Source organism: Tessaracoccus pujii (genome assembly GCF_054483895.1).
Map to the genome: position 1 here is coordinate 819,868 of NZ_CM137012.1, position 25,494 is coordinate 845,361.

The following is a 25,494-nucleotide window of genomic DNA, read 5'->3' on the forward strand; positions in this document are numbered from 1 at the left end:
CCGTTTCGTTTGCCGCCACCCAAGGGAGCACCGCCATGTTCGACAACGCCCAACCCCTCGTCGACGAGTTCCGGGACCTGGAGCGGCAGCTGTCGGACCCGGACCTGCACGCGGACCTGGCCCGGTCCCGGAAGGTGGGACGGCGCTACTCGGCGCTCAAGCCCATCGTCGAGGGCATGGACCACTACCGGCGTCTCCTGGAGGACCGGGGGGCGGCGGCGGAACTGGCCGCGGACGAGCCGTCGTTCGCCGACGAGGTGGCGGACCTGGACGCCCAGCTCGAGGTGGCCACCGCCCGGCTCAGCAAGCTCCTTGCCCCGCGTGACCCCAACGACGACGCAGACGCGCTGCTGGAGATCAAGTCCGGGGAGGGTGGCGACGAATCGGCGCTGTTCGCCGCGGACCTGCTGAAGATGTACTCGAAGTACGCCGAGCAGACCGGGTGGAAGATCGAGGTGCTGGACTCCCAGGAGACGGACCTCGGCGGCTACAAGTCCGTCACAGTGGCCGTCAAGGGGACGGCCGCGCTGGAGTTCGGCCCCTACGGCCGGCTCAAGTTCGAGGGCGGCGTGCACCGCGTCCAGCGGGTGCCGGTCACCGAGTCCCAGGGCCGCATCCACACCTCCGCCGCCGGAGTGCTCGTGATGCCGGACGTGGAGGCCGACGAGGTCGAGATCAACGACGACGATCTCCGCATCGACGTGTTCCGCTCCTCCGGTCCCGGCGGGCAGGGCGTCAACACCACGGACTCGGCCGTGCGCATCACGCACCTGCCCACGAACACCGTCGTGTCGTGCCAGAACGAGAGATCGCAGCTGCAGAACCGCGACTCGGCGATGCGCATGCTGCGCGCCCGCCTGACGGCGCTGGCGGAGGCCCAGGCCGCGTCGGCCGCGTCCCAGGCCCGCAAGTCGCAGGTGCGCACGGTCGACAGGTCAGAGCGGATCCGCACCTACAACTACCCGGAGAACCGGATCACGGACCACCGCATCGGATACAAGGCGCACAACCTGGACCAGGTCCTCGAGGGCGCCCTCACCCCGCTGCTGGACGCCCTCGCGGAGCAGGACCTCGCCGAGCGCCTCTCCGGGGTGGGCGGGTGAGCGAGGCCGCCTTCGAGGTGGCGGGCCGACTGGCCAGGGCGGGATCGCCCAGCCCCGGGCCGGAGGCGCGCCAGATCGTCGCCCACGTCCTCGGTGTCGAGCCGTCGCAGCTCATCCTGGTCGACGGCGTCACGCCGGCCCAGCGCGCGGCCATCGACGACATGGCGCGGCGCCGGGCCTCGGGCATCCCGCTGCAGCACCTCACGGGGGTGGCGCACTTCCGCCACGAGACGCTCAAGGTGGGCCCAGGGGTGTTCATCCCGCGGCCGGAGACCGAGGAGATGGTGGGCTGGGCCCTCGCGCGCCTCGGCGAGCGGGGCGTGGGCCGGCGACGCGTCGTGGAGCTGTGCGCCGGATCCGGCGCCATCACCGCGGCGATCGGCCACGAGTTGGGTGGGGTGGAGCTGCACGCCGTGGAGCTGTCAGGCGAGGCCCTGCCGTACCTGACCCGCAACCTCGCCGGGCTGGTCGTGGACGTGGTGCACGGCGACATGGCCGGCGCCTTCACCCACCTCGACGGCACCGTCGACCTGGTCATCGCCAACCCCCCCTACATCCCCGAGTCCCATCGGGGACTCCTGCCCAGCGACGTCGTCGACCACGACCCTGGGATGGCGCTGTTCTCCGGGGCGGAGGGACTCGACGCGCTGCGCGTGGTCGTGAGGGTCGCGGCTCGGCTGCTGCGCCCGGGCGGGCTGCTGGCCACCGAACACGACGAGAGCCACGCGGCCGCCGTCGTCGCGCTCGTGACCTCCGCGGGCTTCGCCGATGTGGTGTCGCGGCCGGACCTCACCGGGCGCCCCCGGTTCGTCACGGGCGTGCGGCTCCCGACTAGTGGCAGGATTGCCCCGTGACGACAGCGTTCAACCTCAACACCCACAGGGAGGCCGGCCTCACGGAGGCCGTGACCGCCGTCCGCGCCGGGCAGTGCATCGTGCTGCCCACGGACACCGTCTACGGGATCGGCGCGGACGCCTTCGACGCCGCTGCGGTGCAGGGGCTGCTGGACGCCAAGGAGCGCGGCCGGGACATGCCCCCACCCGTGCTGATCGCGGAGCCGTCGATGCTGCGCGCCATCGCCGAGGAGGTGCCCGCTGCCGCGGCGGCGCTGGCCAAGGCGTTCTGGCCGGGGGCCCTCACCCTCATCCTCAAGGCCCAGTCCCGCTCCGGCATGTCGCTGGGCGAGACGAAGGGCACGGTGGCGGTCCGGGTCCCGGACCACGACGACGCCCGCGCCCTCCTGCGGCGCACCGGCCCGCTGGCGGTGAGCTCCGCCAATGTCTCAGGTCAGCCGGCAGCGCTAACCTGTGACGAGGCGGTGGCGCAGCTGGGAGACCGGGTCGCGGTCTACCTCGACGGCGGAGCGGCCGGAGGCGGAGTGGCCTCCACCATCGTGGACTTCGCCTCCGCACCGGAGGGCCGGGTCCTCCGCCTCGGCGCTATTCCCCTCGACGCGCTGCGCGAGGTGGCCCCGGAGATCGAAGCCCGGGGCTAGGCCGCGGATGCGCGAATACCTGCTGGTACTGCTGGTCGCCGCCGGCACGACGTATCTCCTCGCCGGCCCGGCCAGGAGCGTCGCGGTGCGCACCGGGGCTCTGGCTCGGGTCCGCAGCCGTGACGTGCACACCCAGCCCATCCCCTACTTCGGTGGCGTGGCCATGTTCGGGGGGCTGGCCGTGGCGTTCCTGCTGGCCCTGCAGATGCCGTTCCTGGGCCGCTACACCACCGTCGAGCACGACGCCTGGGCCGTGCTCTGGGCCGGGCTGGTGATCTGCGTCATCGGGGTTCTCGACGACATGTACGACCTGCCGGCCATGGTCAAGCTCGGCGGGCAGGTGCTCGCGGCGGGCGTCGCGGTGCTGCAGGGCGTGCGGATCTACTGGATCCCGCTGCCCACCAGCATCATCGCGCTCGACGACGCCAGCAGCATCCTCATCACCGTGTTCTTCATCGCCCTGTGCGTCAACGCCGTCAACTTCGTCGACGGCCTCGACGGGCTGGCCGCGGGCATCGTCGCCATCGGCTCCGGGGCGTTCTTCAGCTACACCTACGTGCTGGCCTACGAGCAGGAGCTGGTGCGCGCCACCACAGCCAGCCTCATCACGGTGGCCACCTGTGGCATCGCCATGGGCTTCCTGCTGCACAACTTCCATCCGGCGAAGATGTTCATGGGAGATTCCGGGGCCATGCTGCTGGGGCTCCTCATGGCCATGAGCGCCATCTCGTTCACGGGCCAACTGGATCCGGGCGCCACGGACCACCGCGACGGCAACCTGTTGCCGGCGCTGCTGCCGATCCTGCTTCCGCTCGCGGTCCTCGCTCTTCCGCTGCTGGACCTGGGCCTCGCCTGGATCCGCCGGACCTGGAACGGGCAGCACGTGTTCCATCCGGACAAGCAGCATCTGCACCACCGGCTCCTGGCCCGTGGTCACTCGCACTGGGGCGCGGTCCTGCTCATGTACGGCTGGACGGCCGTGGTCTCGGTGGGGCTGGTCGTCATGGCGCTGTCCAGTTGGCCGCACACCGGATGGGTGGTGGGCCTGGCTCTACTGCTGGTCCTGGGGCTGACGGTGCGGCCGGTGCGCCACGCGCCCTCGTCGCTAGGACCGGATCCAGACGTCGTCGACGGGGCGGGCCGTGGCTGAGCGCAGGCTGACGCCCGCCACGCGCCGCGCCCGGCAGATGATGCTGGGCGGCCTGGTCGGGGGCCACCTCGTCGGCGGCCTCATCATCCTGGCCGCCGCTCTGGCCGGTGGCGGAGGTGCCGTCCTCACCGCCGTGCTCGGGTTCGCCGCCGTCGTCATCTTCTACTCCGTTGGGCAGGCCATCGAAGTCGTGGCCTCGGAACTGGCCGACTTCCAGGGCATGGCGCTGGTGCTGGTCAGCTACGCCGTGCGCGTGGTGGGGATCGCGGCGGGGCTGTGGTTCATTCTCGGGCATCCGGCGGTGGCGCCGCTGGTCAGCGACGGCTGGCTCCTCCTCAGCGTCGCCGGGACGGTGCTGGCCTGGGTCACCGGCGTGGTGCTCGTGGCGTCGCGGCAGCGGGTCCCCATCTACGACACGGAATACCACCCCCCGGGTGAGGGCTGAGGGTCAGACAGAATATGATTCGCCGTCCCATTTCCGCTAGGCTCACACACGACATGGGCAACTCACCGTCAGAGAACGCGCCAGAAGGACCTGGGAGGCGCTCCGACGACGGCATGCTCGTGCTCAGCTATCTGCTCAGTGGGATCATCTTCTACGGTGGCCTCGGCTGGGTGGGGGACTACTTCCTGAACACCTCATGGATGTTGCCCCTGGGCCTGATCCTGGGCCTGGTGACCAGCATCTACATCATCATCAAGCGATACGGGAGCGGTACGTGACACTTGGACTACTTCCGATGGAGATCGACGGCGGTAGCGAATACCACCCCCCGGGCACGGAAGATTTCCTCTGGTACTCCGTCTGGCCGGGTGTGCTGCCCGACTGGGTGAACCGGCCGCTGGTGCAGGCGGTGATCGGCGCGGCCCTGGTGATGCTTCTCTGGTGGCTCGCCTCCCGCAACCTCAAGGTCAAGCCGTCCAAGGCGCAGTTCTTCGGTGAGTACGTCTACGAGTTCGTGCGCAACGGCATCGCCCGGGACATCCTCCACCACGACTTCAAGAAGTTCCTGCCCTACCTGCTCGCACTGTTCTCCTTCATCCTGGTCAACAACTGGTTCGGTGAGCTGTTCGTCTTCATGTACCCCACGTTCTCCAACGTCGGATACGCCTACGGCCTGGCCATTCTCTCGTGGCTCGTCTACGTCGGCGCCGGATTCGCCAAGTGGGGTTTCGGCGGCTTCCTCAAGAAGTCCCTCATCCCCGACGGCGTCCCCGGCTACCTGCTCGTCCTGGTCATTCCGCTCGAGTTCCTGGCCACGTTCATCACGCGCCCGATCACGCTGGCGCTGCGTCTGTTCGCCAACCTGTTCGCCGGCCACCTCGTGGTCATGGTGTTCGTGGTGGGAGGCGGCTACCTGATCTCGCAGGCGGACAACCTGTTCTACAACGTCGCCGGAGCCGTCTCGCTGGCGTTCAGCCTCATCATCCTCTGCCTGGAGCTGTTCATCGGCGCCCTGCAGGCCTATATCTTCACGGTCCTCACCGCCCAGTACGTGTCCACCTCGATCGCCGAGGCGCACTAAGTCAATCCGACTCCTTAGAAACAAGCCCGTTCTAAGAAGCCATCCGAAAGGAAAACAATGTCCCTCCTCGAAATCTCCGGCTCGCTGAACATGATCGGCTACGCGATCGCGACGATCGCCCCGGCCCTCGGCGTCGCCTGGATCTTCGCGTCGGTCATCAACGGCACCGCCCGTCAGCCCGAGGCCCGCGGCGCCATGATGGGCACCGCCTTCATCGGCTTCGCCGTCGTTGAAGCGCTCGCCATCATCGCCATCGCCCTCGCCTTCGTCCTCTGAGCAGCATCATGACCCCCTTCACCGGGGCGCTTCTCGAGATCGACCTGGGGCCGCTGATGCCCCACTATCTCTCGGAGATCGTCGTCGGCATCCTGTTGATGCTGCTGATCTACGCTCTCATGCGCAAGGCTGTGGTTCCGGCCTTCGAGAAGATGTACGAGGAGCGCTCGAACAAGATTGAGGGCGGCATGCAGCGTGCGGCACTGGCGGAAGCCAAGGCCGAGGCTGCGCTCGCCGAGTACAGCGACCAACTGGCCGCTGCCCGCGAAGAGGCCGCGCGCATCCGCGAGGATGCCAAGAACCAGTCGGCCACGATCGTGGCCGAGGCCCGCGACAACGCCGCCAAGGAATCCCACCGGATCCTCGAGGCCGGGCGCGCGCAGCTGGAGGCCGAGCGCTCGCAGGTCATGCAGGATCTGCGTGGCGAGGTCGGCGGCATGGCCACCGTCCTGGCGGGCAAGATCGTCGGCGAGTCCCTGAGCGACGACGAGCTCGCGATGCGGACCGTGGACCGGTTCCTGGCTGAGCTCGAGTCGGCAGGTCAGGCCCGATGAGGGCCCGCGACGCTGCACCCGCCGGGCTCGACGGCGCCGTGGACTCCATCGTCACCGATGCCACGACCGCCAGCGAGCTGTTCGCCGTCGTCGACCTGATCGACGGCCAACCGATGCTGCGTCGTTCCCTCTCAGACCCCTCCGCCTCGGTCGAGGACCGGTTGGGCCTGGCCGCCAGGCTGTTCCGGGGGCGGGTCTCCGAGGCCACGCTCACGGTGATCACGGAGGCCGTCAAGGCCTCGTGGAAAACTGGGGCGGACATGGTGGCGGGCCTCGAGAGGCAGGGCATCCGGCTGTCGCTCCAGCACGCCCACCGCGCCGGCGTCATCGACGAGGTGGCGGATCAGCTGCACTCCCTGACCTCCGCCATCGACGGGAACAGGGAACTGGCCGCCACGCTGCGCAACCAGACCTACCCGGTCGCGGCCAAGCAGGAGCTCGTGGACACGCTGATCGCGGGCAAGGTGGCACCTGCCACCCGCACACTCGCCGCACGCGCCGTCCGCGCCCGCCGTCGCAACATCGCCCAGACGGTGGACACGATCCTCGAGATGGCCGCGGAGGTCTCGGGCGAGAAGATCGCCCGTGTCACCGTGGCCCGTCCGCTCGACGAGGCCCGCATCGCACGCCTGAAGGCGGCGCTGGAGGCCCAGATCGGCCGTACGGTCTCTCTGCAGATCGACGTGGACCCCTCCGTCCTCGGCGGCATGAATGTCGCCATCGACGATGACGTCATCGAATCCACCGTTGCCGCTCGGCTGGACCACGCCCGCCGGCAACTCTCCACCCTGTAGACGAAAGTAGAAACGCAATGGCTGAACTGACCATCAGTCCGGACGACATCCGCAGTGCGCTGGACGACTTCGTCCAGTCTTACCAGCCCCAGGCTGCCTCACGGACCGAGGTGGGCACCGTCGTGACCTCCGGTGACGGCATCGCCCGTGTCGAGGGCCTGCCCTCGGCGATGGCCAATGAGCTGTTGCGATTCGAGAACGGCACCCTGGGCATCGCCCTCAACCTGGACGAGCGCGAGATCGGCGTCGTCGTCCTCGGGGACTCGGAGGGCATCGACGAGGGCTCGATGGTGCACGGCACCGGCGACGTGCTCTCGGTCCCGGTCGGAGACGGCTACCTCGGCCGCGTCGTGGACGCCATGGGCAATCCCATCGACGGCCTCGGTGAGATCAGCGGCATCGAGGGACGCCGCGCTCTCGAGCTGCAGGCCGCCGGCGTCATGGACCGCCAGGAGGTGCGGGAGCCGCTGCAGACCGGCCTGAAGGCCATCGACGCGATGATCCCCATCGGCCGCGGCCAGCGCCAGCTGATCATCGGCGACCGCAAGACGGGCAAGACCGCCATCGCGATCGACACGATCATCAACCAGAAGGCCAACTGGGCCTCCGGCGACAAGAAGAAGCAGGTGCGCTGCATCTACGTCGCCATCGGCCAGAAGGGCTCCACCATCGCCGAGGTGCGCAGCACGCTGGAGGCGGCCGGCGCCCTGGAGTACACCACCATCGTGCACTCCCCGGCCTCGGACCCGGCGGGCTTCAAGTACATCGCCCCCTACTCCGGGTCGGCCATCGGCCAGCACTGGATGTACGCGGGCAACCACGTTCTCATCGTGTTCGACGACCTCACCAAGCAGGCCGAGGCGTACCGCGCCATGTCTCTGCTGCTGCGCCGGCCCCCGGGCCGCGAGGCGTACCCCGGTGACGTCTTCTACCTCCACTCCCGCCTGCTGGAGCGCTGCGCCAAGCTCTCCAACGAGCTCGGCGGCGGGTCGATGACCGGCCTTCCGATCATCGAGACGAAGGCCAACGACGTGTCGGCCTACATCCCCACCAACGTCATCTCCATCACCGACGGCCAGATCTTCCTGCAGTCGGACCTGTTCAACGCCAACCAGCGCCCGGCGGTCGACGTCGGCGTGTCGGTCTCCCGCGTGGGCGGCGCCGCGCAGGTCAAGGCGATGAAGGCGGTGTCCGGGTCGCTGAAGATCAACCTCGCGCAGTACCGGGACATGCAGGCGTTCGCGATGTTCGCCTCGGATCTCGACGCCGCGAGCCGTCGTCAGCTGGATCGGGGTGCGCGTCTCACGGAGCTGCTGCGTCAGGGCCAGTACGCGCCCTACCCCGTCGAGGATCAGATCGTGTCCGTCTGGGCGGGTATCGAGGGCCACTTCGATGACGTCCCGGTCGACGATGTGCTGCGCTTCGAGCAGGAGTTCCTGGACTACCTGCGTCACAACTCCACCGTGTTGCAGTCCATTGCCGACACCTTCCTGTTCGGCGACGACCTCAAGGCCCCGACCCTGACGGCCCTGGCCGATTTCAAGCGCGTGTTCCGCACGTCCGAGGGCAAGCTGCTCGTCGGCCGCGAGGAGCACAAGCCGCTCGAGGACCAGGAGATCGGCCAGGAGACGATCGTCCGCCAGAAGCGGGGCTGATCCATGGCTAGCAGTCTGCGGGAGCTTCGCGAGCGCCGGAAGTCGGTGAGCACGACGAAGAAGATCACCCGTGCCATGGAACTGATCGCTGCGTCGCGGATCATCAAGGCCCAGCAGGCGGCCCGCTCGGCGGCGCCCTACGCTCGTGAACTGACCCGGGCCGTCTCGGCCCTGGCCAGCGCCCACGACCTGGAGCATCCCCTCCTGGTGGACGTGGAGGAGCCGCAGCGTTCGGCCATCCTGCTGATCACCTCTGACCGGGGCCTTGCGGGCGCCTATTCGGCCAACGTCATCAAGGCGGCCGAGCAGCTCCACACGAAGCTGAAGGGCGAGGGCCAGGACGTGGCCATGTACATCACGGGCCAGAAGGGCGTGGCGTACTACGAGTTCCGGAAGCGGCCCATCCAGCAGAGCTGGACGGGTTTCTCGGACCGGCCCAGCTACGCCGAGGCGCGGGAGATCTCCGACGTGTTGCTGAAGAAGTTCCTTCAGCCCACCGAGGAGGGCGGGGTGGACCAGCTCCACGTCGTCAACACGCGTTTCGTGTCCATGCTGACGCAGACGGCCGTGGCTCGCCGCCTCCTCCCGCTCGTCGTCGAGGACGCCCCCACGGATCCGGATCCGGATCCGGACCCGGAGGAGCTCAACCCGTTCTTCCGTTTCGAGCCGGACATCTCCACCGTGCTGGACTCGCTGCTGCCGCTGTTTGTGGCCAACCGCATCCACAGCGCGCTGCTGCAGTCGGCTGCCTCGGAGCTGGCCAGCCGTCAGCGGGCGATGAAATCGGCCACGGACAACGCACAGTCGCTCATCGAGGAACTCACCCGCGAGGCGAACCAGGCCCGACAGGCCGAGATCACCCAAGAAATCACTGAAATCGTCGGTGGCGCCTCGGCGCTGTCCGAGTAGCCGTCAAACGAATGAGGAACTAATGACTGCCACTGTTAGCGAGACGCAGCCGGCCACCACCGGTGGCGTCGGTCGAGTTGCCCGCGTCATCGGCCCCGTCGTGGACGTCGAGTTCGCGGCGGACCAGATCCCCGGCATCGGCAACGCCCTGCTCGTCGAGACGGAGGTGATGGGCGAACGGCGCACCATGACCATGGAGACCGCCCTGCACATCGGCGACAACCTGGTGCGCGCCATCGCGCTCAAGCCCACCGACGGCATGCGCCGCGGCGCCGAGGTGCGCGACACCGGTGCCCCCATCACGGTGCCGGTCGGCGACGTCACCAAGGGCCACGTGTGGAATGTGACCGGCGACGTGCTCAACGTTGATCCCTCCACCGTCGAGATCACGGAACGGTGGCCCATCCACCGCGCCGCGCCGAAGTTCGACGCCCTCGAGCCCCGCACCGAGATGCTGGAGACCGGCATCAAGGTGCTGGACCTCCTCACCCCCTACGTCAAGGGCGGCAAGATCGGGCTGTTCGGCGGCGCCGGTGTGGGCAAGACGGTCCTGATCCAGGAGATGATCTACCGCATTGCGCACAACTTCGGTGGCACCTCGGTGTTCGCCGGTGTGGGCGAGCGGACCCGTGAGGGCAACGACCTCATCAACGAGATGGAGGAGGCCGGCGTCCTCAAGGACACCGCGCTGGTGTTCGGCCAGATGGACGAGCCCCCGGGCACCCGTCTCCGCGTCGCCCTCTCGGCGCTGACCATGGCCGAGTACTTCCGCGACGTGCAGAACCAGGACGTGCTGCTCTTCATCGACAACATCTTCCGGTTCACCCAGGCGGGCTCCGAGGTGTCCACCCTGCTCGGCCGGATGCCGTCCGCGGTGGGCTATCAGCCCACCCTGGCGGACGAGATGGGGCAGTTGCAGGAGCGGATCACCTCCACCAAGGGTCACTCGATCACGTCGATGCAGGCCATCTACGTGCCCGCTGATGACTACACCGACCCGGCGCCGGCCACCACCTTCGCACACCTGGACGCCACGACGGAGCTGTCGCGTGAGATCGCCTCCCGCGGCCTCTACCCGGCCGTGGATCCGCTGACGTCGTCGAGCCGCATCCTGTCGCCGCAGTACATCGGCCAGGAGCACTACGACACCGCGGTGCGCGTGAAGCAGATCCTGCAGCGCAACAAGGAGCTCCAGGACATCATCGCCATCCTCGGCATCGACGAGCTGTCCGAAGAGGACAAGATCATGGTGAACCGCGCGCGTCGTCTGCAGCAGTTCCTCTCGCAGAACACCTACATGGCTGAGAAGTTCACCAACATCCCCGGCTCCACGGTCCCGCTGGCCGACACCATCGAGGCGTTCCAGATGATCACCCGCGGCGACGTGGATCACATCTCGGAGCAGGCGTTCTTCAACGTGGGCGGCATGGACGACGTGATGGCCAACTGGTCGAAGATCCAGAAGGAAAACTGATCGTGTCCCGACCCCCGCTCCACGTCGAGGTCGTCGCGGCGGACCGGCTGGTCTGGTCCGGCACGGCCATCAACATCATCGCGCGCACTGTAGAGGGCGACGTCGGCATCCTGCCCGGCCACGAGCCACTGATGGCGGTCCTGGTGCCGTGCGTCGTCGAGATCGTGACGGCAGACGGCCGCAGCGAGGCACTGGCGGTCGACGGCGGCTACATCTCCGTCGCCAACGGCCGGGTCTCCGTCCTGAGCCAGAGCGCGACGCTCGGTCACGAGGTGGGCCTCGAGGAGGCGCGCCGTGAGGCGTCCACGCTCGAGACCAAGGCCATGCATGGCGACGCGAACGATGACGAGCTGCATCACCTGCGCATCCTGCAGGCACAGATCCGGGCCGGTGAACGGGCCACGACCTAGCACGACGAACCGCTCAGGGCGGCTCTCCTTCATGGGGGAGCTGCCCTGAGTCGCATAATGGCTCAGGAGCCCAGGAGGGAGTGACCGGCAGATGGTGTGGCAGTTCGCGGTGACGACCCTGGTGGTGGTCGGTCTCCTACTGCTGCCCTTCGTGCTGCTCTACCTGCGCCGCCGGTGGCTCACGGGCCAAGGTGGCCTGTTCGACTGCGCGCGGCGGGTGCGCGACGATGCTCCCGGTGTGGGCTGGGTGCTCGGCATGGCCCGCTTCAGGGGCGAGAGCCTGGAGTGGTTCCGCTCGTTCTCGCTCGGGCTCTCCCCGCACCTCGTTCTGCAGCGGGCCAGCACCACCTACCTGCACCAGCGCTCGCCGGAGGGCATCGAATCGATCGCGCTGTTCGACAACTCGCTCATCGTCACGGTGAAGGACCGCGTGACCGGGCGCGTCCACACGCTGGCGATGGCCAGCGACGAGGTGCTGGCCCTGATGAGCTGGCTGGAGTCGGCGCCGCCCGGGAGCCACTACATCCCCAGCAGCGCCGACTCGCCGCGCTAGTTCGACGCGCGGCCAGGCTTGACCCGGTCCGTCCCCGGTACCCACAGGATCTCGCCGTCGGTGCCGTTGGCTGAGCGGGACATGATGAACAGCAGGTCCGAGAGCCGGTTGAGGTAGGTGATGGCCAGCACGTTGACGCCGCCCTCGGGATCCGTGCCGTGGGCCTCCACGCAGCGCCACGCGGCCCGCTCGGCCCGCCGCGTCACGGTGCGGGCCACGTGCAGCTGGGCGCCCGCATGCGTGCCCCCGGGGAGGATGAAGCTGCGCAGCACGGGCAACGTCTCCTGGAGTTCGTCACAGAAGCCCTCAAGCCGGTCCACGGATGCCTGCTCGATGCGGAGCGGTGGCCAGGCGGGAGACGGGTTCAGGGGCGTCGAGAGGTCCGCCCCCACGTCGAACAGTTCGTTGCGGATCAGGGCTAGCATCTCCACCAGCCGCTCCGGCAGCCCTCCGACGGCCACGGCCACCCCGATGACGGAGTTGGCCTCGTCGACGTGACCGTACGCCTCCACGCGGAGGTCCGTCTTCGGCACCTCCGAGTTGTCGGAGAGCCGGGTGGTGCCGGCGTCGCCGGTGCGGGTGTAGATCTTGGAGAGTGTGACCATGCGCCCAATCTATGCCAAGCTGTCCTGCGTGCGCACACGACCCCTGACGCTCGTGACCGTCGCGGCGATGGTTGCCCTCGGCGGCTGCCAGAACGCCAACGAGTCCAACACCGGCCCCGTCGAGGCGGCCAGCGGAGTGACTTGTGAGTACCCCTCCGACGGCCAGCCGGCCCGCCCCGTCGACCCGCCGCCCAGCGGCAACGTGTCCGATCAGGGCACGGTCGGGGTGACGCTGCACATGACCGCCGGTGACGTGAACCTGACGCTGGACCGGGCCACTGCGCCCTGCACGGTCAACTCCTTCGTCTCCCTCGCGGAGCAGGGATACTTCGACGACACCGCCTGCCATCGCCTGGTGGACTACGGCATCTTCATCCTGCAGTGCGGTGACCCCACGGCCACCGGCACGGGTGGCCCCGGCTACACCATTCCTGATGAGCTCGTGCCGCCGCCCACGTATCCGGCGGGCACCGTGGCCATGGCCAAGCGGCAGCCGCCGGACACGGGGGGCTCGCAGTTCTTCCTGGTCTGGGCGGACACGCCGCTGCCGCCCGAGTACACCGTGTTCGCCTCGATGGATCAGGCCGGCCTGGACGTGGTGGCGGGCATCGCGGCGCAGGGCGTCGACGGGGGGGACCTGACCTCGCCGATCGCGGAGGCGCGGATCTCCTCGGTCACGCTCGGCTGATCCGGGGTCAGCGGCCGTCGGTGAGGAAGTGGCGGGCCACCGTCACGAATCCGTCCGGGTCGTCTGAGTGGACCCAGTGCCCGGCGCGCTTCAGCGTGAGCTGCAGCACCCGCGGGAAGAGTCGCCGCATGGGCTCGAGGTGCTCCGGCAGCACGTAGGGGGAACGTCCTCCGTTGACCCACAGGACCGGGCCGTCGAAGGTGCCCTCGATGGGGGGCCAGCCGCCCACGGCGTGGAGGGAATCGCCCAGCAGGTCCAGGTTGGCCTGCCAGGACCAGTGCGCGCCCTTTCGCCTGAGGTTCTGCAGGAGGAACCGGCGTACGACGTCCGAGGGGATGAGCTCGCGGAGCTCGTCGTCGGCTTCGGTTCGGCTGCGGACCGTGTCCAGGTCCAGCGTGCGCAGGGCCGCCACCAGGTTGACGAACTGGGCCGCCGCGACGTTGCGGGCCGGCGAGATGTCCAGGACCATCATTCGGTCCACCAGTTCGCGGCGGCGCAGCGCCAGCCGCATCGCGATCTTGCCGCCCAACGAGTGCCCGATCAGCGCCACGGGACCTTGGAACCGGGACTCGAGCCAGCCGGCCACCACGTCCGCCTGGCCGTCCAGGGAGAACTCCTCGGTCCAGGACGAGCGGCCGTGGTTGGGCAGGTCGACGAGGTGGCAGGTGGCCACGTCCCCGAGGCGGGCCGCGACGGTGCCGAAGTTCTTCCCCTGACCGAACAGCCCGTGGAGGAACACGGCCTCCACGGGGCCCGAGCCGACGACCATCTCGTGCAGGGTCATCGGAAGGACGTCCAGCAGTGCGTGTGCCAATGCCGTCGGACCTCCAGCCCGGAATCGGCGCCCAGCGGAGGCGTGTCAGGCCACGCCACGATGTGCGCCACACCCACCGGGATCCGCTGCTGGCAGCCGGGGCAACGGTAGTCCTTGGTGGCCCGTTGGGCGGACACGTCGCGTGCGATGTAGTCCGTCCCCGCCTTCCTGACCCGGCGCTGCGCCCCGCCCGCCAACAGTGGCCGGGGGGCGCGCAGGTGCTTGGAGGGGCGCCTGGCCACTAGAAGAGCCGCTCGTCCGAGTTGTCCAGGCCGCGCAGGGCGTCGTAGTCGATGAGGCGGCAGTCGATGCCGCGGTCCGTGGCCAATGTCCGGGCCTGCGGCTTGATCTGCTGCCCGGCGAAGATGCCCCGCACCGGAGCCAGGTGGGGGTCGCGGTTCATCAGGTCCAGGTAGCGGGTGAGCTGCTCCACACCGTCGATCTCCCCGCGGCGCTTGACCTCCACGGCCACATAGCCGCCCGCCTCGTCGCGCAGCAGCAGGTCGACGGGGCCGATGGGGGTGAGGTACTCGCGCTGGATGAGGGTCAGCCCCCGGCCGAGGGTGGCCGGGTGCTCGGCCAGGAGGGCCTGGAGGTGGGCCTCCACGCCGTCCTTCTGCAGGCCGGGGTCCACACCCAGGTCGTGGGCGGAATCGTGCAGCACCTCCGCCAGCGAGATGCGCAGCGTGTCTCCGTCCCGGGCCCGCACCTGCCACACCTCGGTGACGCCGAGCGCGTCGACGGCCTCGGCATCCGGGTGGTCGACGGTGATGGTGCAGGGCGGGCTCATCCAGTTGAGGGGCTTGTACGCCCTGTCATCGGCGTGCACCGACACGGACCCGTCGGCCTTGACCAGGATCAACCGGGTGGCCATCGGAAGGTGGGCCGTCAGCCTGCCGACGTAATCCACCTGACACTTCGCTACCACCAAACGCACTGGGCCAACATACCGTGGTCTCAGGCGGCGTCCAGCGCCGGCTGAGCGATCTCACGGTAGAGCAGCAGCATCGCGGCCGTCGTCGGGATGGCTATCACGGCCCCGATCACCCCGAAGAGCATGCCTCCGATGATGGCGGACAGGACCACCAGCGCGCCTGGCACCTTGACGGTGCGCTTCAACACGGTGGGGTAGAGGACGTAGGCGTCGAACTGCTGGTAGATGAGGAAGTAGATGATGGTGGCGATGCCGATCGCGGGGTCCACGGCGAACGCCACGATGGCCACGGATGCCATCGCCAGCGACGAGCCCACCAGGGGGATGAAGCAGAACAGGGCCACGACGAAGGCCAGCGCCAGCGAGTAGCTGCCCAGCCCGGCGAGGTTCATGAACACGAAGGCGCAGACGGAGGCCACGGACACGATGACGAACATGCCGGTGATGTAGCCGGAGACACCGCGGAAGATCTCGTCGGCGAGATACCTCGTGCGGGCCCGCCGGCTCCTGGGTGAGAAGGCGTAGAGGGTTTCCTTGATGGTGGGAAGCGAGGCCAGGAAGTAGATGGTGAGCACCAGGGTGACGATCACGGAGAACACCAGGTTGGCCACCAGCCTGCCCGCCCCCCACAGGCCACCGAAGAGGTTGTTGAGCAGTGCGCCCGAGGAGAAGAACTCCGTGATGGTGGCGGTGATGCCGTACTGCTCCTCCCAGGCGGCGATCTGCGGGTGCCGGGCGAGGTTCTGCAGGAGTCCGGGCATGTTGCGGGTGAGCGTTGCGGTCTGTTGGGTCAGGACCGGCACCAGGGCGGTGACGCCGAGTGCGATGACCGCCAGGAGGCCGATGGTGACGATCGTCACGGCCAGGGGGCGCGGCACCCGGCGCCGGGTCAGGAACTCGACGGCCGGGCTGAGGCCGAGGGCCAGGAACAGGGCCATCACCACGAGGATCAGGACGCTCTGCACCGTGATGACCGCCTGGGCCAGAGCAACCGCCACCAGGACTCCGAGGGCACCCATGAAGCCGAACACGAACGGCGAGGGCCACGGGGAACGGTCCTGCGGATCCAGCGGAGACGGCGGCACCGGGATGACGACGGGCTCGGGGGTGGGGGTGAGGATGCTGCGGGCGCCGCGGGCGACGGACCGGGCGCCGCGCAGGAGAAGGTGACGACGCCTGGGGCTGCGAGCGGGAGCCGGGGCCGGCTCCTGGAGTTCGTCGGGGGGTTCGGTCACTGGGGCGCGTCATCCTTCCGGATCACGGTGGTGATGTCGTCCTCGAAGCGGCTGGACTCCTCGGCGAGCGCCCGGAGGTTGCTCAGCTGGGCGAGCGCCGTCGTGCGGCGGCCCTCCAGCGCGGCGATCTCCCGCTCGAGCTGCTCCTTGCGCCAGGCGGTCTTCTCCTCCAGCGCCGTCTCGGCCTCCTGTGCCCGGGCACGCATCGTGGCGATGGTCTCCTCGCTCTGGCGCGTGGCCGCGAGGCGGATCTCCTCCGCCGACGCCACCGCCTGCGCCCGGATCCGCTGCGCCTCGTCGCGGGCCTCCGCCGCACGCGCGGCCGCGTCCGAGGATTCCTTGTCCGCCTGCGCCAGCCGCTCCACGACGGCCTTCTCGGATTCCCGCGCGGTGGCGGAGGCGGCGGCGAGCGTCTCCTCCGCGGAGCGCTCAGCGGCGAGGCGGATCTCGCCGGCGGCGCGTGCCGCCTCCTGGGCGCGGCGGGCTCCCTCGATCTTGGCCGATTCGAGCAGCGACGTGGCCTGCAGCTGGGCGGCCTCGACCAGCGACGTGGCCTTCATCCGCGCGTCGGCGACGATGAGGTCCGCGTCTCGCCGGGCCATCTCCAGCGCCGACTTCCCCGCGTCCGCCTGCTGTTGGCGCAGCTCACGCAGGCCGGCCAGGCCGGTGAGCCGCACGTCGTCCGCCTCCTGCTGGGCCGATTCGCGAAGGGTGGCCGCGGTTCGGCGGGCCTCGGCCTTGATCCGCTCGGCCTCCTTCTGCGCCTGCGTGACGATCTCCCCGGCCTGGGCTTCGGCGGACCGGAGGAGCCCGGTGGCGTGGGCGCCCAACCTGGTGAAGTCCGTGGTGCCCTGCTCGGCCTTGATGAAAGCGATCTCCCGGGTGCGTTCGCGCACCTGCATCTTCAACTGGCTGACCCTGGTCTCGACCTCGCGGACGTAGGTGTCCACGGCGTGCTTGTCGTAGCCGAGCATGGAGTGCGGGAAACTCCCTGCTGCCGTGGCTCGGTCGTCGAACAGGTTGAGACCGGTCTCTTCGGTGTCGGAGTCACTGCCTGGTGCGGACACCACCACATCCTCTCGTCGACGGGGCTGTCAGGTCCGAGCGTAGTCGCTCGCACAGACAACGGAGGGCAGGGTGCGCGCACCCTGCCCTCCGTTGTCGCGGCCGGACTCAGTGCCCGGCGGGCTCCTTCGGCAGCTCGACGAGCTCCAGCAGCACGCCGCGGGCGTCCTTGGGGTGCACGAAGTTGATCCGGGAGCCGCCGGTGCCGCGCTTGGGCTCCGGGTAGAGCAGGCGCAGGCCGCGCTCGCGCAGCACCGCCGAGACGTGGTCCAGATCGGCGACGCGGTAGGCCAGCTGCTGGATGCCCTGGCCGTTCTTGGCGATGAACCTGCCGATGGCCGAATCCTCGCGCAGCGGTGCCAGAAGCTGGATCTTGGCGTTCTCCTCGCCCTGCTCGCCGGTGCCCATCATGGCCTCCTCGACGCCCTGCTCCTCGTTGACCTCGCGGTGGAGTTCGCGCCACCCGAAGGCCTCGGTGTGGAACTTGACGGCCTCATCGAGGTCCGGGACGGCCAGGCCGACGTGATCGATGCAGATGAAGAGATCTGAGTTGTCCATGGGCGCCAGTTTTCCACACCGCGGGCCATGGGAGACCGTCGGGGTCTCCCAAGATGGGGCGCCGTCGGCGCGTCGGAGGCGGTACCGCGGCGGGATGCTGCAGACTGACAGCCGACGCGAGGAGGACGCCGTGATTGGTTGGCTGAAGAAGGCCCTGTTGGTGCTGGTGGCCGCATTCGTGCTGTTCTACCTGTTCACGCGCCCGGAGGACGCCGCCCAGGCGGTTCGCACCTTCTTCGGGGCCTTCGAGGCGATCGGACGGTTCTTCACCTCCCTGGCCGCCTGAGGTGACCTTCTTCCGGAGCCTCGTGGAGCCCGATGTGCAGGGGCACCTCCTGGTGGAGGAGGGGGAGGTGATCATCGACGAGGTCCGCAAGCACTGGGCGGCCACCTTCTGGTGGTACGCCCTGGCCGCCCTCGGCATCCCGCTCCTCGTCGCCGCCCTCGGCGCGCGGGACCTCTGGCTCATCCCGGTCGTCCTGGGGGCTTCGGCTCTGGCCGTGGGCCTGTGGAAGGTGCACGTGGCGCACATGGACCGCTTCGTCATCACCAACATGCGGGTGTTCCGCGTCCACGGCGTGTTCGACCGGTCGCTGGCCACCATGCCGATGACACGGATCCTCGACATCTCGATGTACCGCTCCCTGGTGGGCCAGGTGCTGGGGTACGGCCACTTCGTCTTCGAGTCCGCTGCCCAGGGGCAAGGGCTGCGCGAGATCCGCTACGTGGGGGACCCAGACCGCCGCGACCTCACCATCCAGCGCGTGATCCAGCGCTCCGGCCTGCGGCAGACCATGCGGATGGACCCGGTCTCCCTAGACAGCCCCAATGAGGCCGACGGGATCTGACCGGGCCCACCCGCTTTCGTCAGCCGGCGAGCGCCTGATCGACGAGGACCTTGGCCTCGGCCTGCATGGCCGCCAGGTGCTCGGCGCTCTTGAGGGACTCGGCGTAGATCTTGTACTTGTCCTCGGTGCCTGACGGGCGGGCGGCGAACCAGCCGCTCGGGGTGGTCACCTTGATTCCGCCGATGGCAGCGTTGTTGCCGGGCGCGTGCGACAGCACCGCGGTGATCTCCTCGCCGGCCAGGTCGGTGACCGTCACGTCCGCCGCGCCCAGGTTGCCCAGGCGGGCCTTCTGCTCCCGGCTCGCGTCCGCGTCGACCCGCGCGTAGTAGGAGCGGCCGAACTCTGCCTCCAACTCGGCGTAGTGCTCCGAGGGGCTCTTGCCGGTGACCGCGATGATCTCGGAGGCGAGCAGGGCGAGCAGGAGCCCGTCCTTGTCCGTGGTCCAGGTGGAGCCGTCCATGGCCAGGAACGACGCGCCGGCCGACTCCTCGCCGCCGAATCCGATGGAGCCGTCGGTGAGGCCGGGGACGAACCACTTGAATCCCACGGGCACCTCGACCAGCCGGCGCCCGAGCTTGGCGGCCACCTTGTCGATGATCGACGACGACACCAGCGTCTTGCCGATGCCCGCGTCGGCCGACCACCCGGGGCGGTGGGCGAACAGGTAGTTGATCGCCACGGCCAGGTAGGCGTTGGGGTTCATCAGCCCGGCGTCGGGCGTGACGATGCCGTGCCGGTCCGAGTCCGCGTCGTTGCCGGTGGCGACGGTGAACCGGTCGCGCTGGTTGACCAGGGAGGCCATGGCGTTGGGCGAGGAGCAGTCCATGCGGATCTTGCCGTCGGTGTCCAGCGTCATGAAGCTCCACCGCGGGTCCACCGTGGGGTTGACCACCGTGATCGGTAGACCGAGCTCGGCCAGGTGCTCCCAGTACTGCACCGACGCACCGCCCATGGGATCCGCGCCGTGGACGAGCCCGGAGGCCTTGATGGCGTCGAAGTCCAGCGCGGTGGACAGCTCCTGGCAGTAGGGCGTGCGGTAGTCGTAGCGGTTGACCTCTGCCGACTCGTAGCGGCTCCGCCGGATCTCCGACGGGGTGGCCATGAGCTCATTGGCGCGCGCGGCGATGACCTTGGTGGCGTCCGAATCGGCCGGCCCGCCGTTGGGCGGGTTGTACTTGAAGCCGCCGTCGCGGGGCGGGTTGTGCGACGGGGTGACGACGATGCCGTCGGCCAGCGCGGTGTGCTCGCGGTTGTAGCGGATGATGGCCCGCGACACGGCAGGGGTGGGTGTGTACTCGTCCTCCCGCTCGGCGCAGATCTCGACGCCGTTGGCGCTCAGCACCTCGATGGCCGTCTTCCACGCCGGCAGCGAGAGAGCGTGGGTGTCCTTGCCGATGAACAGGGGACCCGTGGTGCCCTGCGCCGCGCGGTACTCGACGATGGCCTGCGTGGTGGCCGCGATGTGGAGATCCTGGAACGCGGTGTCCAGCGAGGACCCACGGTGCCCGGACGTGCCGAACACCACCATCTCGTCGGGGTTGGTGGGGTCCGGGGTGCGGTCGTAGTAGGCGGCGAGAAGTTCGTCGACGTTGATCAGATCCTGGTCCTGGGCCGGCTGCCCGGCGCGCTCATGTGCCATGGGCTCATCGTAGTGGCGCGGCACCCGGACGTCCGGGGCTCAGAACAAGACGCTGGCCAGCCGCCGCCGCGCCTTCAGGACTGCCGGCTCGGCTCGCCCGGCCACCTCGAACAGCTCCAGGAGCCGCACGCGGATGGCGTCGCGGTCCTCGGGCCCGGACTGGGCCGCCAGGCCCAGTAGACGCTCGAACGCCTCGTCGTAGCGGCCGTTGATGACCTCCAGGTCCGCGGCGTCCAGCTGGGCCGCCAGGTCGTCGGGGTGCGACTCGGCGCGCTGGGTGATCTGAGCAGGGTCGAACGTGGTGCTGCGGTCCAGGAGCGCCGACTGCGCGCGCCCGGCCAACACCTCGGCGTCGCCCGGGGTCTCCTTGAGCAGCGCGTCGAACTCGCGCACCGCGGCGGCGAAGTCTCCGGCCTCGAGCGCCGCATCGGCCTTGGCGAAGCGCGGGTTGGCGGCGGGCTCGGCCGCCGCGGCGCCGGCCGGGTTGGCCCCCGACGTGGGCTGCGCCCGGCCCGTCATGCCGTTGGCCACGGCGAGCTGCGCGATCTGGTCCAGGATCGCGGAGATCTCCTCACGCGTCTTGGTGCCCTGGAACAGCGGTGCCATCTGGCCGCCGATCACCGCGACGACGGTGGGCACCGCCTGGATCTGGAGGGCCTGCGCGAGGCGGGGCTCGGCGTCGACGTCGACCCGCCCCAGCTGGAAGCGGCCACCGGCGGCGTTGACCAGATCCACCAGCGCGGCGGTGACCCCCTGCCCCGCCGGGTCCCGGGGGGAGTGGAACTCGAGGATGACGGGATGCTGCGCCGAGCGTGCCGCCAACCCCTGGAAGTCCGCCTCCGTCACCGTCACCACGTAGCCGCCGCCGGTGGCCACGGGCTGGGAAAGGGAGGAGAGATCCACGGCGCCGGGGCGCGAGAAGTTCACATCAGTCATGGTGCCCATCTTGGCCGCACACCAGCCCCGGTTCAACCGCGGACGACCACCGCCCCCGGGCCGCGACCCTGGGGCCCGCGCCACGAGGCCAGGATCTCGCCGCTCACGGGCACCGGCGCGGTGCCCCGGGTGGCGATGATCCGCACGTCGCCGCGGTGCAGCGCGACGGTGTCCGCGTCGAGCACCTCGACGCGGGTGGTCCCCAGGCCCGGCGAGCGGAGCGCGGGTTCGCTGCGGCGCAGCTCGATCAGCCGGCGGTACCAGGCGAGCATCCGGGCGTGGGGCTCGTCGCCGCGCTCCTCCCACCGCAGCACGGCCGAGCGCCACGTGGCCTCGGCCTGCGGATCCGGCGTGGGTGCGCTCCAGCCGGTGGCCTTGAACTCGCGGGCGCGGCCCACGGTCACGAACGGTCCGAGGTCCGGTCCGAGGTGGCTGAAGTAGGGAAACGGCGTGGAGGCCGCCCACTCCTCGCCCATGAACAGCATCGGCGTGTACGGGGCCAGCAGGTAGAGGGCGGCCGCGGCCGCCTGCAGGTCCACCGACGCGTGCGCGGCGAACCGGTCACCCACGGCGCGGTTGCCCACCTGGTCGTGGTTCTGCAGGGACACCACGAAGGAGTGCCCGTCGTAGTGCGGGCTGTCCGGGTCCACCGGGGCGCCCCAGTCCTGCCCGCGGAAGGTCGAGAGGGTGCCGTCGTGGACGAAGACCCGGCTCAGCGCCTTGGCCAGGACGTCCGCGGCGCCGAAGTCCACGTAGTAGCCCTGCGTCTCGCCGGAGAAGAAGCTGTGCAGCGCGTGGTGCACGTCGTCGGCCCACTGCGCGTCCATGCCCCTGGCCCCGGGCATCGAGCCGACCGGGGAGACCATGGCCGGTTGGTTGAGGTTCGACTCGGCGATGAGGGTCAGCTCGCGGCCCACCTCCTGGGACCAGCGGTCCGCGTGCTGCGCCAGCTCCGCCAGGAAGTGCAGGTCCGAGTCGTCGCGCAAGGCGTGCACGGCGTCGAGGCGCAGGCCGTCCGCCCCGACGTCGACCAGCCAGTGCCGGGCCGACCCGAGGAGGAAGCGGCGCACCTCGTCGCTGCCGGGGCCGTCGAGGTTCACCGCGTCGCCCCACGGCGTGGAGTGGCGGTCCGTGAGATAGGGGCCGAACTGTCCGAGGTAGTTGCCCTCCGGCCCGAAGTGGTTGTGCACCACGTCGATCAGCACGCCCAGGCCTCGCTCGTGGCACGCGTCGACGAGCCGCACCAGCCCGGCGATCCCGCCGTACGCCTCGTGCGCGGCGTAGAGCGCCACGCCGTCGTAGCCCCAGCCCCGCTCGCCGGGGAAGGCGGCCACGGGCATCAGCTCGACGGCGTCGACGCCCAGCTCGACGACGTGGTCCAGGCGCCCGATGGCGCCGTCGAAGGTGCCGGCTTCGCTGAATGTGCCCACGTGCAGCTCGTAGAGCACACCCCCGCGGAGGGTTCGGCCCTGCCACGTCGTCCGCCGGTTCAGGAGGGACGGGTCGACAACGGCGGCGCTCCCATGGACGCCGTCGGGCAGTGACAGGGCGCGGGGGTCCGGCAGCGGATCCCCGCCGTCCAGGCGGAACGCGTACCTGTCGCCGTGGGTGAGCTCCGCGGTGGCCGTGAACCAGCCGTCGCCCCTGGCGGCCATCGGCTGGTCGCCTCGCAGAGTGACCAGGTCCACGCGCGTGGCCCGCGGGGCCCACACCTGCGGCCTCATCGGGCCACCAGGAGGGCGACCGGGAGCGTGGCCAGCACCTCGGCCACGGCGGTGGAGCCGCCGGCGAACTCGCGCCCGGTGAGGGCGTCGACGAACGCAACCTCAGGCAGGATCACCTGGTGCTCGCCCCAGCCGCCGCGCTCGGCCAGCAGGGCCGGGAGCCGGGTGGCGACGGCCACCGCGCGCACGCCCCCGTCGCTGGTGCCGCGCGCGAACGCGACGGCGTGGCCGCTGGTGCTCGGCACCGGCGCGTACGTGGCGTGCTCCCCCCGGAACGCGTCCGGGAACTCGCGCCGGACACGCAGGGCGCGGCTGGTGACCAGCAGCTTCTCCGCGTCCAGGCTCTGCTGCGTGGAGGAGTCCACGGCGGCCAACAGGTCCGCACGGGCGGTGAAGTCCACCGGGCGCCGGTTGTCGGGATCCACCAGCGACAGGTCCACCACCTCGCAGCCCTGATAGACGTCCGGGACACCCGGCATGGCCAGCTGGATGAGTTTGGTGCCCAGCACCACGCAGCGGACGGAGTCCGCGACCGTCGCGGTGAAGGCGTCCAACGCGGCGCCGCAGCGCTCGTCGGTCAGCGCGGTGTGGGCGAGCCCCAGCACGGCCTCCTCGTAGGCCGAGTCGGGAGCCGCCCACGTGGTGTGCGCCTTGGCCTCGCGCATCGCCTTGGTGAGGTACCCGTCGAGGCGCTCGGCGGTGATCGGAGCCGCCCCCGCCGCGGTGCCGGCCAGCCGCCAGGTGGCGGCGACCGTCTGCCACAGCAGGAGCTCGGTGGCGCCGTCGACGGCGGTGCGCTGCATCTCGGTGGCGGCGCGCAGCTCCGCCACGCAGGCCTCCCATGACTTGGCGTGCTCGAGCGTCGCCGCCAGCCGCGCCCGCACGTCCTCGGAGCGCTTCGTGTCGTGGGTGGACAGGGTGGTCATGGTGGAGGGCCAGGTGGCGCTCATCTGTTCGCAGAAGCTGTGGAACCCGTCGACGGAGACGCCTACCAGCGTGGGCTCGCTGCCCACCTCGTTGACCCCCACGAACCGGTTCCAGCGGTAGAACGCGGTGTCCTCCTTGGACTTGGCCATCACGGGGCCGCAGGTCTGCGCGAAGCGGATCATGAACTCGGCGCGCAGCTCCGCGAAGCCCTGATCCTCCTCGGGCAGCTCGGTGGTCACCGTCGTGGCGCCCACGGGTGGCAGGTCCTCGGAACCGCCGGGCTCCCCGGGGCGGATGTCGCCGCAGGCCAACGCGACGACGAGGTCCAGGGTGGCCTGCTCGTCCGCGGTCAGATCCGGCCGGGCGCGGTCCGCGGCCTCGTCGATCACCGCGCGCTCCTCCGAGGAGGCCGGCAGGCCGGGTTCCACGTAGGCGCGGTAGCGGTCCATGTTGACCAGCAGCGCCGTGATGGCGTGCTCGAGCTCCCGCCGCGTGTGGTCGCGCAGGGCCACGTCGGATTCACAGATGGCCACCGCGATTGACACCAGGCGGTTCACCTCGGCGAACAGCATGGTGCGCACCACCTCGTCCTTGGCCTGCTGCAGCGTCGCGCCGAACCAGCCCTCCGCGCCGGCGACGCGCTCCCACAGCTCGTTGAGCCGTGGAAGCTGACCGGGGTCGTGGAACAGGCCGGCAACCCGCAGGAGTGCGTCATAGCCGGTGGTGCCGGCGCAGCGCGAGCCCGCGGGCAGCGTCTCGTGCGGCTCGAGGATCTTCTCCACCACCACCCAGCAGCCACCGGTGGCGCGCTGCAGCTTCTGCAGGTAGCCGCGTGGTGTGGCGAGGCCGTCGGGGTGGTCGATCCGGAAGCCGTCGATGAGGCCCTCGTCGAACAACCGGATGAGGAGGGCGTGGCTGGCATCGAAGACGTCCTGGTCCTCGACGCGGATCGCGGCCAGGGTGTCGACGTCGAAGAATCGTCGGTAGTTGAGCTCCTCGTTGCCCACCTTCCAGTACGCCAGGCGGTACCACTGCTGATCCAGCAGCTCGCGCAGCGGGAGCCCCTCGGTGCCGGGCCGGATGGGGAACACGTGGTCGTGGTAGGCCACCACCGGCTGCGGGCGGCCGTCGATCTCACGCTCCGCCAGGGCGATGGTGCCCTCGGCCAGCTCGTCACCGATCCGACGCCCGAGGACGGGCATGAGGATGGCGCGGTCGCGGCTGAGGTCGATGTCGAACCAGCCGGCGTGCGCGGACTGGGGGCCGGAGCGGAGCACGTCCCACAGGGCCCGGTTCAGCCACAGCGGGGTCGGCACCGCCATGTGGTTGGGCACCACATCCACCACCAGGCCGAGCCCGTGTTCCTTCGCCGCCGTCGCCAGGCGCCGGAAGCCGTCCTCGCCGCCGCACTCCTCGGAGAGGCGGCTGTGGTCCACCACGTCGTAGCCGTGGACCGAGCCGGGAGCCGCCTGGAGGATGGGTGAGCAGAAGAGGTGGCTCACCCCCAGCGTCGCGAGGTAGGGCACCTGCGCGGCGGCGTCGGCGAAAGTGAAACCGGCGTTGAGCTGCAGCCGGTACGTGGACACGGGAAGTTCAGGCACGTCGTCCACCCTAAGCGGTGG

General features: G+C 69.8%; 28 protein-coding genes and 1 pseudogene. 18 read left to right on the top strand and 11 right to left on the bottom strand.

Annotation, left to right across the window (positions count from 1 at the left end):
* The first annotated feature begins 35 nt into the window (after positions 1 to 35).
* The 15 genes and pseudogenes from prfA to ACX1D0_RS04070 all read left to right on the top strand — a co-directional run bounded on the left by prfA (position 36) and on the right by ACX1D0_RS04070 (position 11,899).
* A complete protein-coding gene (gene prfA, locus ACX1D0_RS04000) occupies positions 36 to 1,103 on the top strand; it encodes a peptide chain release factor 1 (protein ID WP_459019604.1) in 1,068 nt (355 codons plus the stop codon).
* Positions 1,100 to 1,957 (top strand): peptide chain release factor N(5)-glutamine methyltransferase, encoded by an 858-nt coding sequence (gene prmC / locus ACX1D0_RS04005; RefSeq protein WP_459019605.1) that lies wholly within the window; start codon positions 1,100 to 1,102, stop codon positions 1,955 to 1,957. Before prfA ends, prmC begins: the two co-directional genes overlap by 4 nt.
* 29 nt (positions 1,958 to 1,986) lie before the next feature.
* Positions 1,987 to 2,583: pseudogene (locus ACX1D0_RS04010) on the top strand (L-threonylcarbamoyladenylate synthase); the annotation flags it as partial.
* A 22-nt stretch (positions 2,584 to 2,605) separates the two neighbouring features.
* Positions 2,606 to 3,748, top strand: a complete 1,143-nt coding sequence (locus tag ACX1D0_RS04015) for a glycosyltransferase family 4 protein (RefSeq protein WP_459019606.1) — start codon at positions 2,606 to 2,608, stop codon at positions 3,746 to 3,748.
* Positions 3,741 to 4,193, top strand: a complete 453-nt coding sequence (locus ACX1D0_RS04020) for a hypothetical protein (RefSeq protein ID WP_459019607.1) — start codon at positions 3,741 to 3,743, stop codon at positions 4,191 to 4,193. The genes ACX1D0_RS04015 and ACX1D0_RS04020 overlap by 8 nt, the downstream gene beginning before the upstream one ends.
* A 53-nt stretch (positions 4,194 to 4,246) precedes the next feature.
* A complete protein-coding gene (locus tag ACX1D0_RS04025) occupies positions 4,247 to 4,471 on the top strand; it encodes a hypothetical protein (RefSeq protein WP_459019608.1) in 225 nt (74 codons plus the stop codon).
* A gap of 17 nt (positions 4,472 to 4,488) precedes the next feature.
* The gene (gene atpB / locus ACX1D0_RS04030) at positions 4,489 to 5,274 is read left to right on the top strand and encodes a F0F1 ATP synthase subunit A (protein WP_459019609.1); all 786 of its coding nucleotides are present in this window, start codon (positions 4,489 to 4,491) and stop codon (positions 5,272 to 5,274) included.
* A 57-nt stretch (positions 5,275 to 5,331) separates the two neighbouring features.
* Positions 5,332 to 5,550: an ATP synthase F0 subunit c gene (locus tag ACX1D0_RS04035; RefSeq protein ID WP_068751291.1), complete on the top strand. Its 219-nt coding sequence runs from the start codon at positions 5,332 to 5,334 to the stop codon at positions 5,548 to 5,550.
* Positions 5,551 to 5,558: 8 nt separating this feature from the next.
* Positions 5,559 to 6,104, top strand: a complete 546-nt coding sequence (locus ACX1D0_RS04040) for a F0F1 ATP synthase subunit B (protein ID WP_459019610.1) — start codon at positions 5,559 to 5,561, stop codon at positions 6,102 to 6,104.
* Positions 6,101 to 6,898, top strand: coding sequence for a F0F1 ATP synthase subunit delta (locus ACX1D0_RS04045; protein WP_459019611.1), 798 nt, complete (start codon positions 6,101 to 6,103; stop codon positions 6,896 to 6,898). Before ACX1D0_RS04040 ends, ACX1D0_RS04045 begins: the two co-directional genes overlap by 4 nt.
* A gap of 17 nt (positions 6,899 to 6,915) precedes the next feature.
* Entirely contained in the window at positions 6,916 to 8,553 is a 1,638-nt protein-coding gene (atpA, locus tag ACX1D0_RS04050) for a F0F1 ATP synthase subunit alpha (protein WP_459019612.1), read from the top strand.
* Positions 8,554 to 8,556: 3 nt separating this feature from the next.
* Positions 8,557 to 9,462 carry a F0F1 ATP synthase subunit gamma gene (locus ACX1D0_RS04055; protein WP_459019613.1) on the top strand — a complete coding sequence of 302 codons (906 nt, stop codon included), beginning with the start codon at positions 8,557 to 8,559 and terminating at the stop codon, positions 9,460 to 9,462.
* A 22-nt stretch (positions 9,463 to 9,484) separates the two neighbouring features.
* Positions 9,485 to 10,936: a F0F1 ATP synthase subunit beta gene (gene atpD / locus ACX1D0_RS04060; RefSeq protein ID WP_459019614.1), complete on the top strand. Its 1,452-nt coding sequence runs from the start codon at positions 9,485 to 9,487 to the stop codon at positions 10,934 to 10,936.
* A gap of 2 nt (positions 10,937 to 10,938) precedes the next feature.
* The gene (locus ACX1D0_RS04065; RefSeq protein WP_459019615.1) at positions 10,939 to 11,346 is read left to right on the top strand and encodes a F0F1 ATP synthase subunit epsilon; all 408 of its coding nucleotides are present in this window, start codon (positions 10,939 to 10,941) and stop codon (positions 11,344 to 11,346) included.
* 91 nt (positions 11,347 to 11,437) lie between these two features.
* Positions 11,438 to 11,899: a DUF2550 domain-containing protein gene (locus ACX1D0_RS04070; protein ID WP_459019616.1), complete on the top strand. Its 462-nt coding sequence runs from the start codon at positions 11,438 to 11,440 to the stop codon at positions 11,897 to 11,899.
* Here ACX1D0_RS04070 and ACX1D0_RS04075 read toward each other — a convergent pair.
* On the bottom strand, positions 11,896 to 12,504 hold the full coding sequence (locus ACX1D0_RS04075; protein WP_459019617.1) for a cob(I)yrinic acid a,c-diamide adenosyltransferase: 609 nt from the start codon (positions 12,502 to 12,504) through the stop codon (positions 11,896 to 11,898). The genes ACX1D0_RS04070 and ACX1D0_RS04075 overlap by 4 nt on opposite strands.
* Here ACX1D0_RS04075 and ACX1D0_RS04080 point away from each other — a divergent pair.
* Positions 12,503 to 13,192 carry a peptidylprolyl isomerase gene (locus ACX1D0_RS04080; protein WP_459019618.1) on the top strand — a complete coding sequence of 230 codons (690 nt, stop codon included), beginning with the start codon at positions 12,503 to 12,505 and terminating at the stop codon, positions 13,190 to 13,192. The genes ACX1D0_RS04075 and ACX1D0_RS04080 overlap by 2 nt on opposite strands.
* A gap of 7 nt (positions 13,193 to 13,199) precedes the next feature.
* Here ACX1D0_RS04080 and ACX1D0_RS04085 read toward each other — a convergent pair whose 3' ends face one another.
* The 6 genes from ACX1D0_RS04085 to mce all read right to left on the bottom strand — a co-directional run bounded on the left by ACX1D0_RS04085 (position 13,200) and on the right by mce (position 17,798).
* Positions 13,200 to 13,976 carry an alpha/beta fold hydrolase gene (locus ACX1D0_RS04085; RefSeq protein ID WP_459020381.1) on the bottom strand — a complete coding sequence of 259 codons (777 nt, stop codon included), beginning with the start codon at positions 13,974 to 13,976 and terminating at the stop codon, positions 13,200 to 13,202.
* Positions 13,973 to 14,248, bottom strand: a complete 276-nt coding sequence (locus ACX1D0_RS04090) for an Rv1322 family protein (protein WP_459019619.1) — start codon at positions 14,246 to 14,248, stop codon at positions 13,973 to 13,975. The genes ACX1D0_RS04085 and ACX1D0_RS04090 overlap by 4 nt, the downstream gene beginning before the upstream one ends.
* Entirely contained in the window at positions 14,248 to 14,943 is a 696-nt protein-coding gene (nucS, locus tag ACX1D0_RS04095; RefSeq protein ID WP_459019620.1) for an endonuclease NucS, read from the bottom strand. The genes ACX1D0_RS04090 and nucS overlap by 1 nt, the downstream gene beginning before the upstream one ends.
* Positions 14,944 to 14,963: 20 nt before the next feature.
* On the bottom strand, positions 14,964 to 16,175 hold the full coding sequence (locus tag ACX1D0_RS04100; protein ID WP_459019621.1) for an AI-2E family transporter: 1,212 nt from the start codon (positions 16,173 to 16,175) through the stop codon (positions 14,964 to 14,966).
* Positions 16,172 to 17,242 carry a DivIVA domain-containing protein gene (locus tag ACX1D0_RS04105; protein ID WP_459019622.1) on the bottom strand — a complete coding sequence of 357 codons (1,071 nt, stop codon included), beginning with the start codon at positions 17,240 to 17,242 and terminating at the stop codon, positions 16,172 to 16,174. The genes ACX1D0_RS04100 and ACX1D0_RS04105 overlap by 4 nt, the downstream gene beginning before the upstream one ends.
* Before the next feature lie 106 nt (positions 17,243 to 17,348).
* Entirely contained in the window at positions 17,349 to 17,798 is a 450-nt protein-coding gene (gene mce / locus ACX1D0_RS04110) for a methylmalonyl-CoA epimerase (RefSeq protein ID WP_459019623.1), read from the bottom strand.
* Positions 17,799 to 17,892: 94 nt separating this feature from the next.
* Between mce and ACX1D0_RS04115 the strand changes: the two genes are divergently transcribed.
* Positions 17,893 to 18,084 carry a hypothetical protein gene (locus ACX1D0_RS04115; RefSeq protein WP_459019624.1) on the top strand — a complete coding sequence of 64 codons (192 nt, stop codon included), beginning with the start codon at positions 17,893 to 17,895 and terminating at the stop codon, positions 18,082 to 18,084.
* 34 nt (positions 18,085 to 18,118) lie between these two features.
* A complete protein-coding gene (locus ACX1D0_RS04120) occupies positions 18,119 to 18,646 on the top strand; it encodes a PH domain-containing protein (protein ID WP_459019625.1) in 528 nt (175 codons plus the stop codon).
* A 19-nt stretch (positions 18,647 to 18,665) separates the two neighbouring features.
* Here the strand turns inward: ACX1D0_RS04120 and pgm are convergent, their stop codons facing one another.
* Genes pgm through treY form a run of 4 tightly spaced genes read right to left on the bottom strand, consistent with a single transcriptional unit; the run spans position 18,666 to position 25,473 of the window.
* Entirely contained in the window at positions 18,666 to 20,285 is a 1,620-nt protein-coding gene (gene pgm / locus ACX1D0_RS04125; RefSeq protein ID WP_459019626.1) for a phosphoglucomutase (alpha-D-glucose-1,6-bisphosphate-dependent), read from the bottom strand.
* Positions 20,286 to 20,324: 39 nt separating this feature from the next.
* The gene (locus ACX1D0_RS04130; RefSeq protein WP_459019627.1) at positions 20,325 to 21,221 is read right to left on the bottom strand and encodes a tetratricopeptide repeat protein; all 897 of its coding nucleotides are present in this window, start codon (positions 21,219 to 21,221) and stop codon (positions 20,325 to 20,327) included.
* A gap of 32 nt (positions 21,222 to 21,253) precedes the next feature.
* On the bottom strand, positions 21,254 to 22,945 hold the full coding sequence (treZ, locus tag ACX1D0_RS04135) for a malto-oligosyltrehalose trehalohydrolase (RefSeq protein WP_459019628.1): 1,692 nt from the start codon (positions 22,943 to 22,945) through the stop codon (positions 21,254 to 21,256).
* Positions 22,942 to 25,473 carry a malto-oligosyltrehalose synthase gene (treY, locus tag ACX1D0_RS04140; protein WP_459019629.1) on the bottom strand — a complete coding sequence of 844 codons (2,532 nt, stop codon included), beginning with the start codon at positions 25,471 to 25,473 and terminating at the stop codon, positions 22,942 to 22,944. Before treY ends, treZ begins: the two co-directional genes overlap by 4 nt.
* Between the last annotated feature and the right edge of the window lie 21 nt (positions 25,474 to 25,494).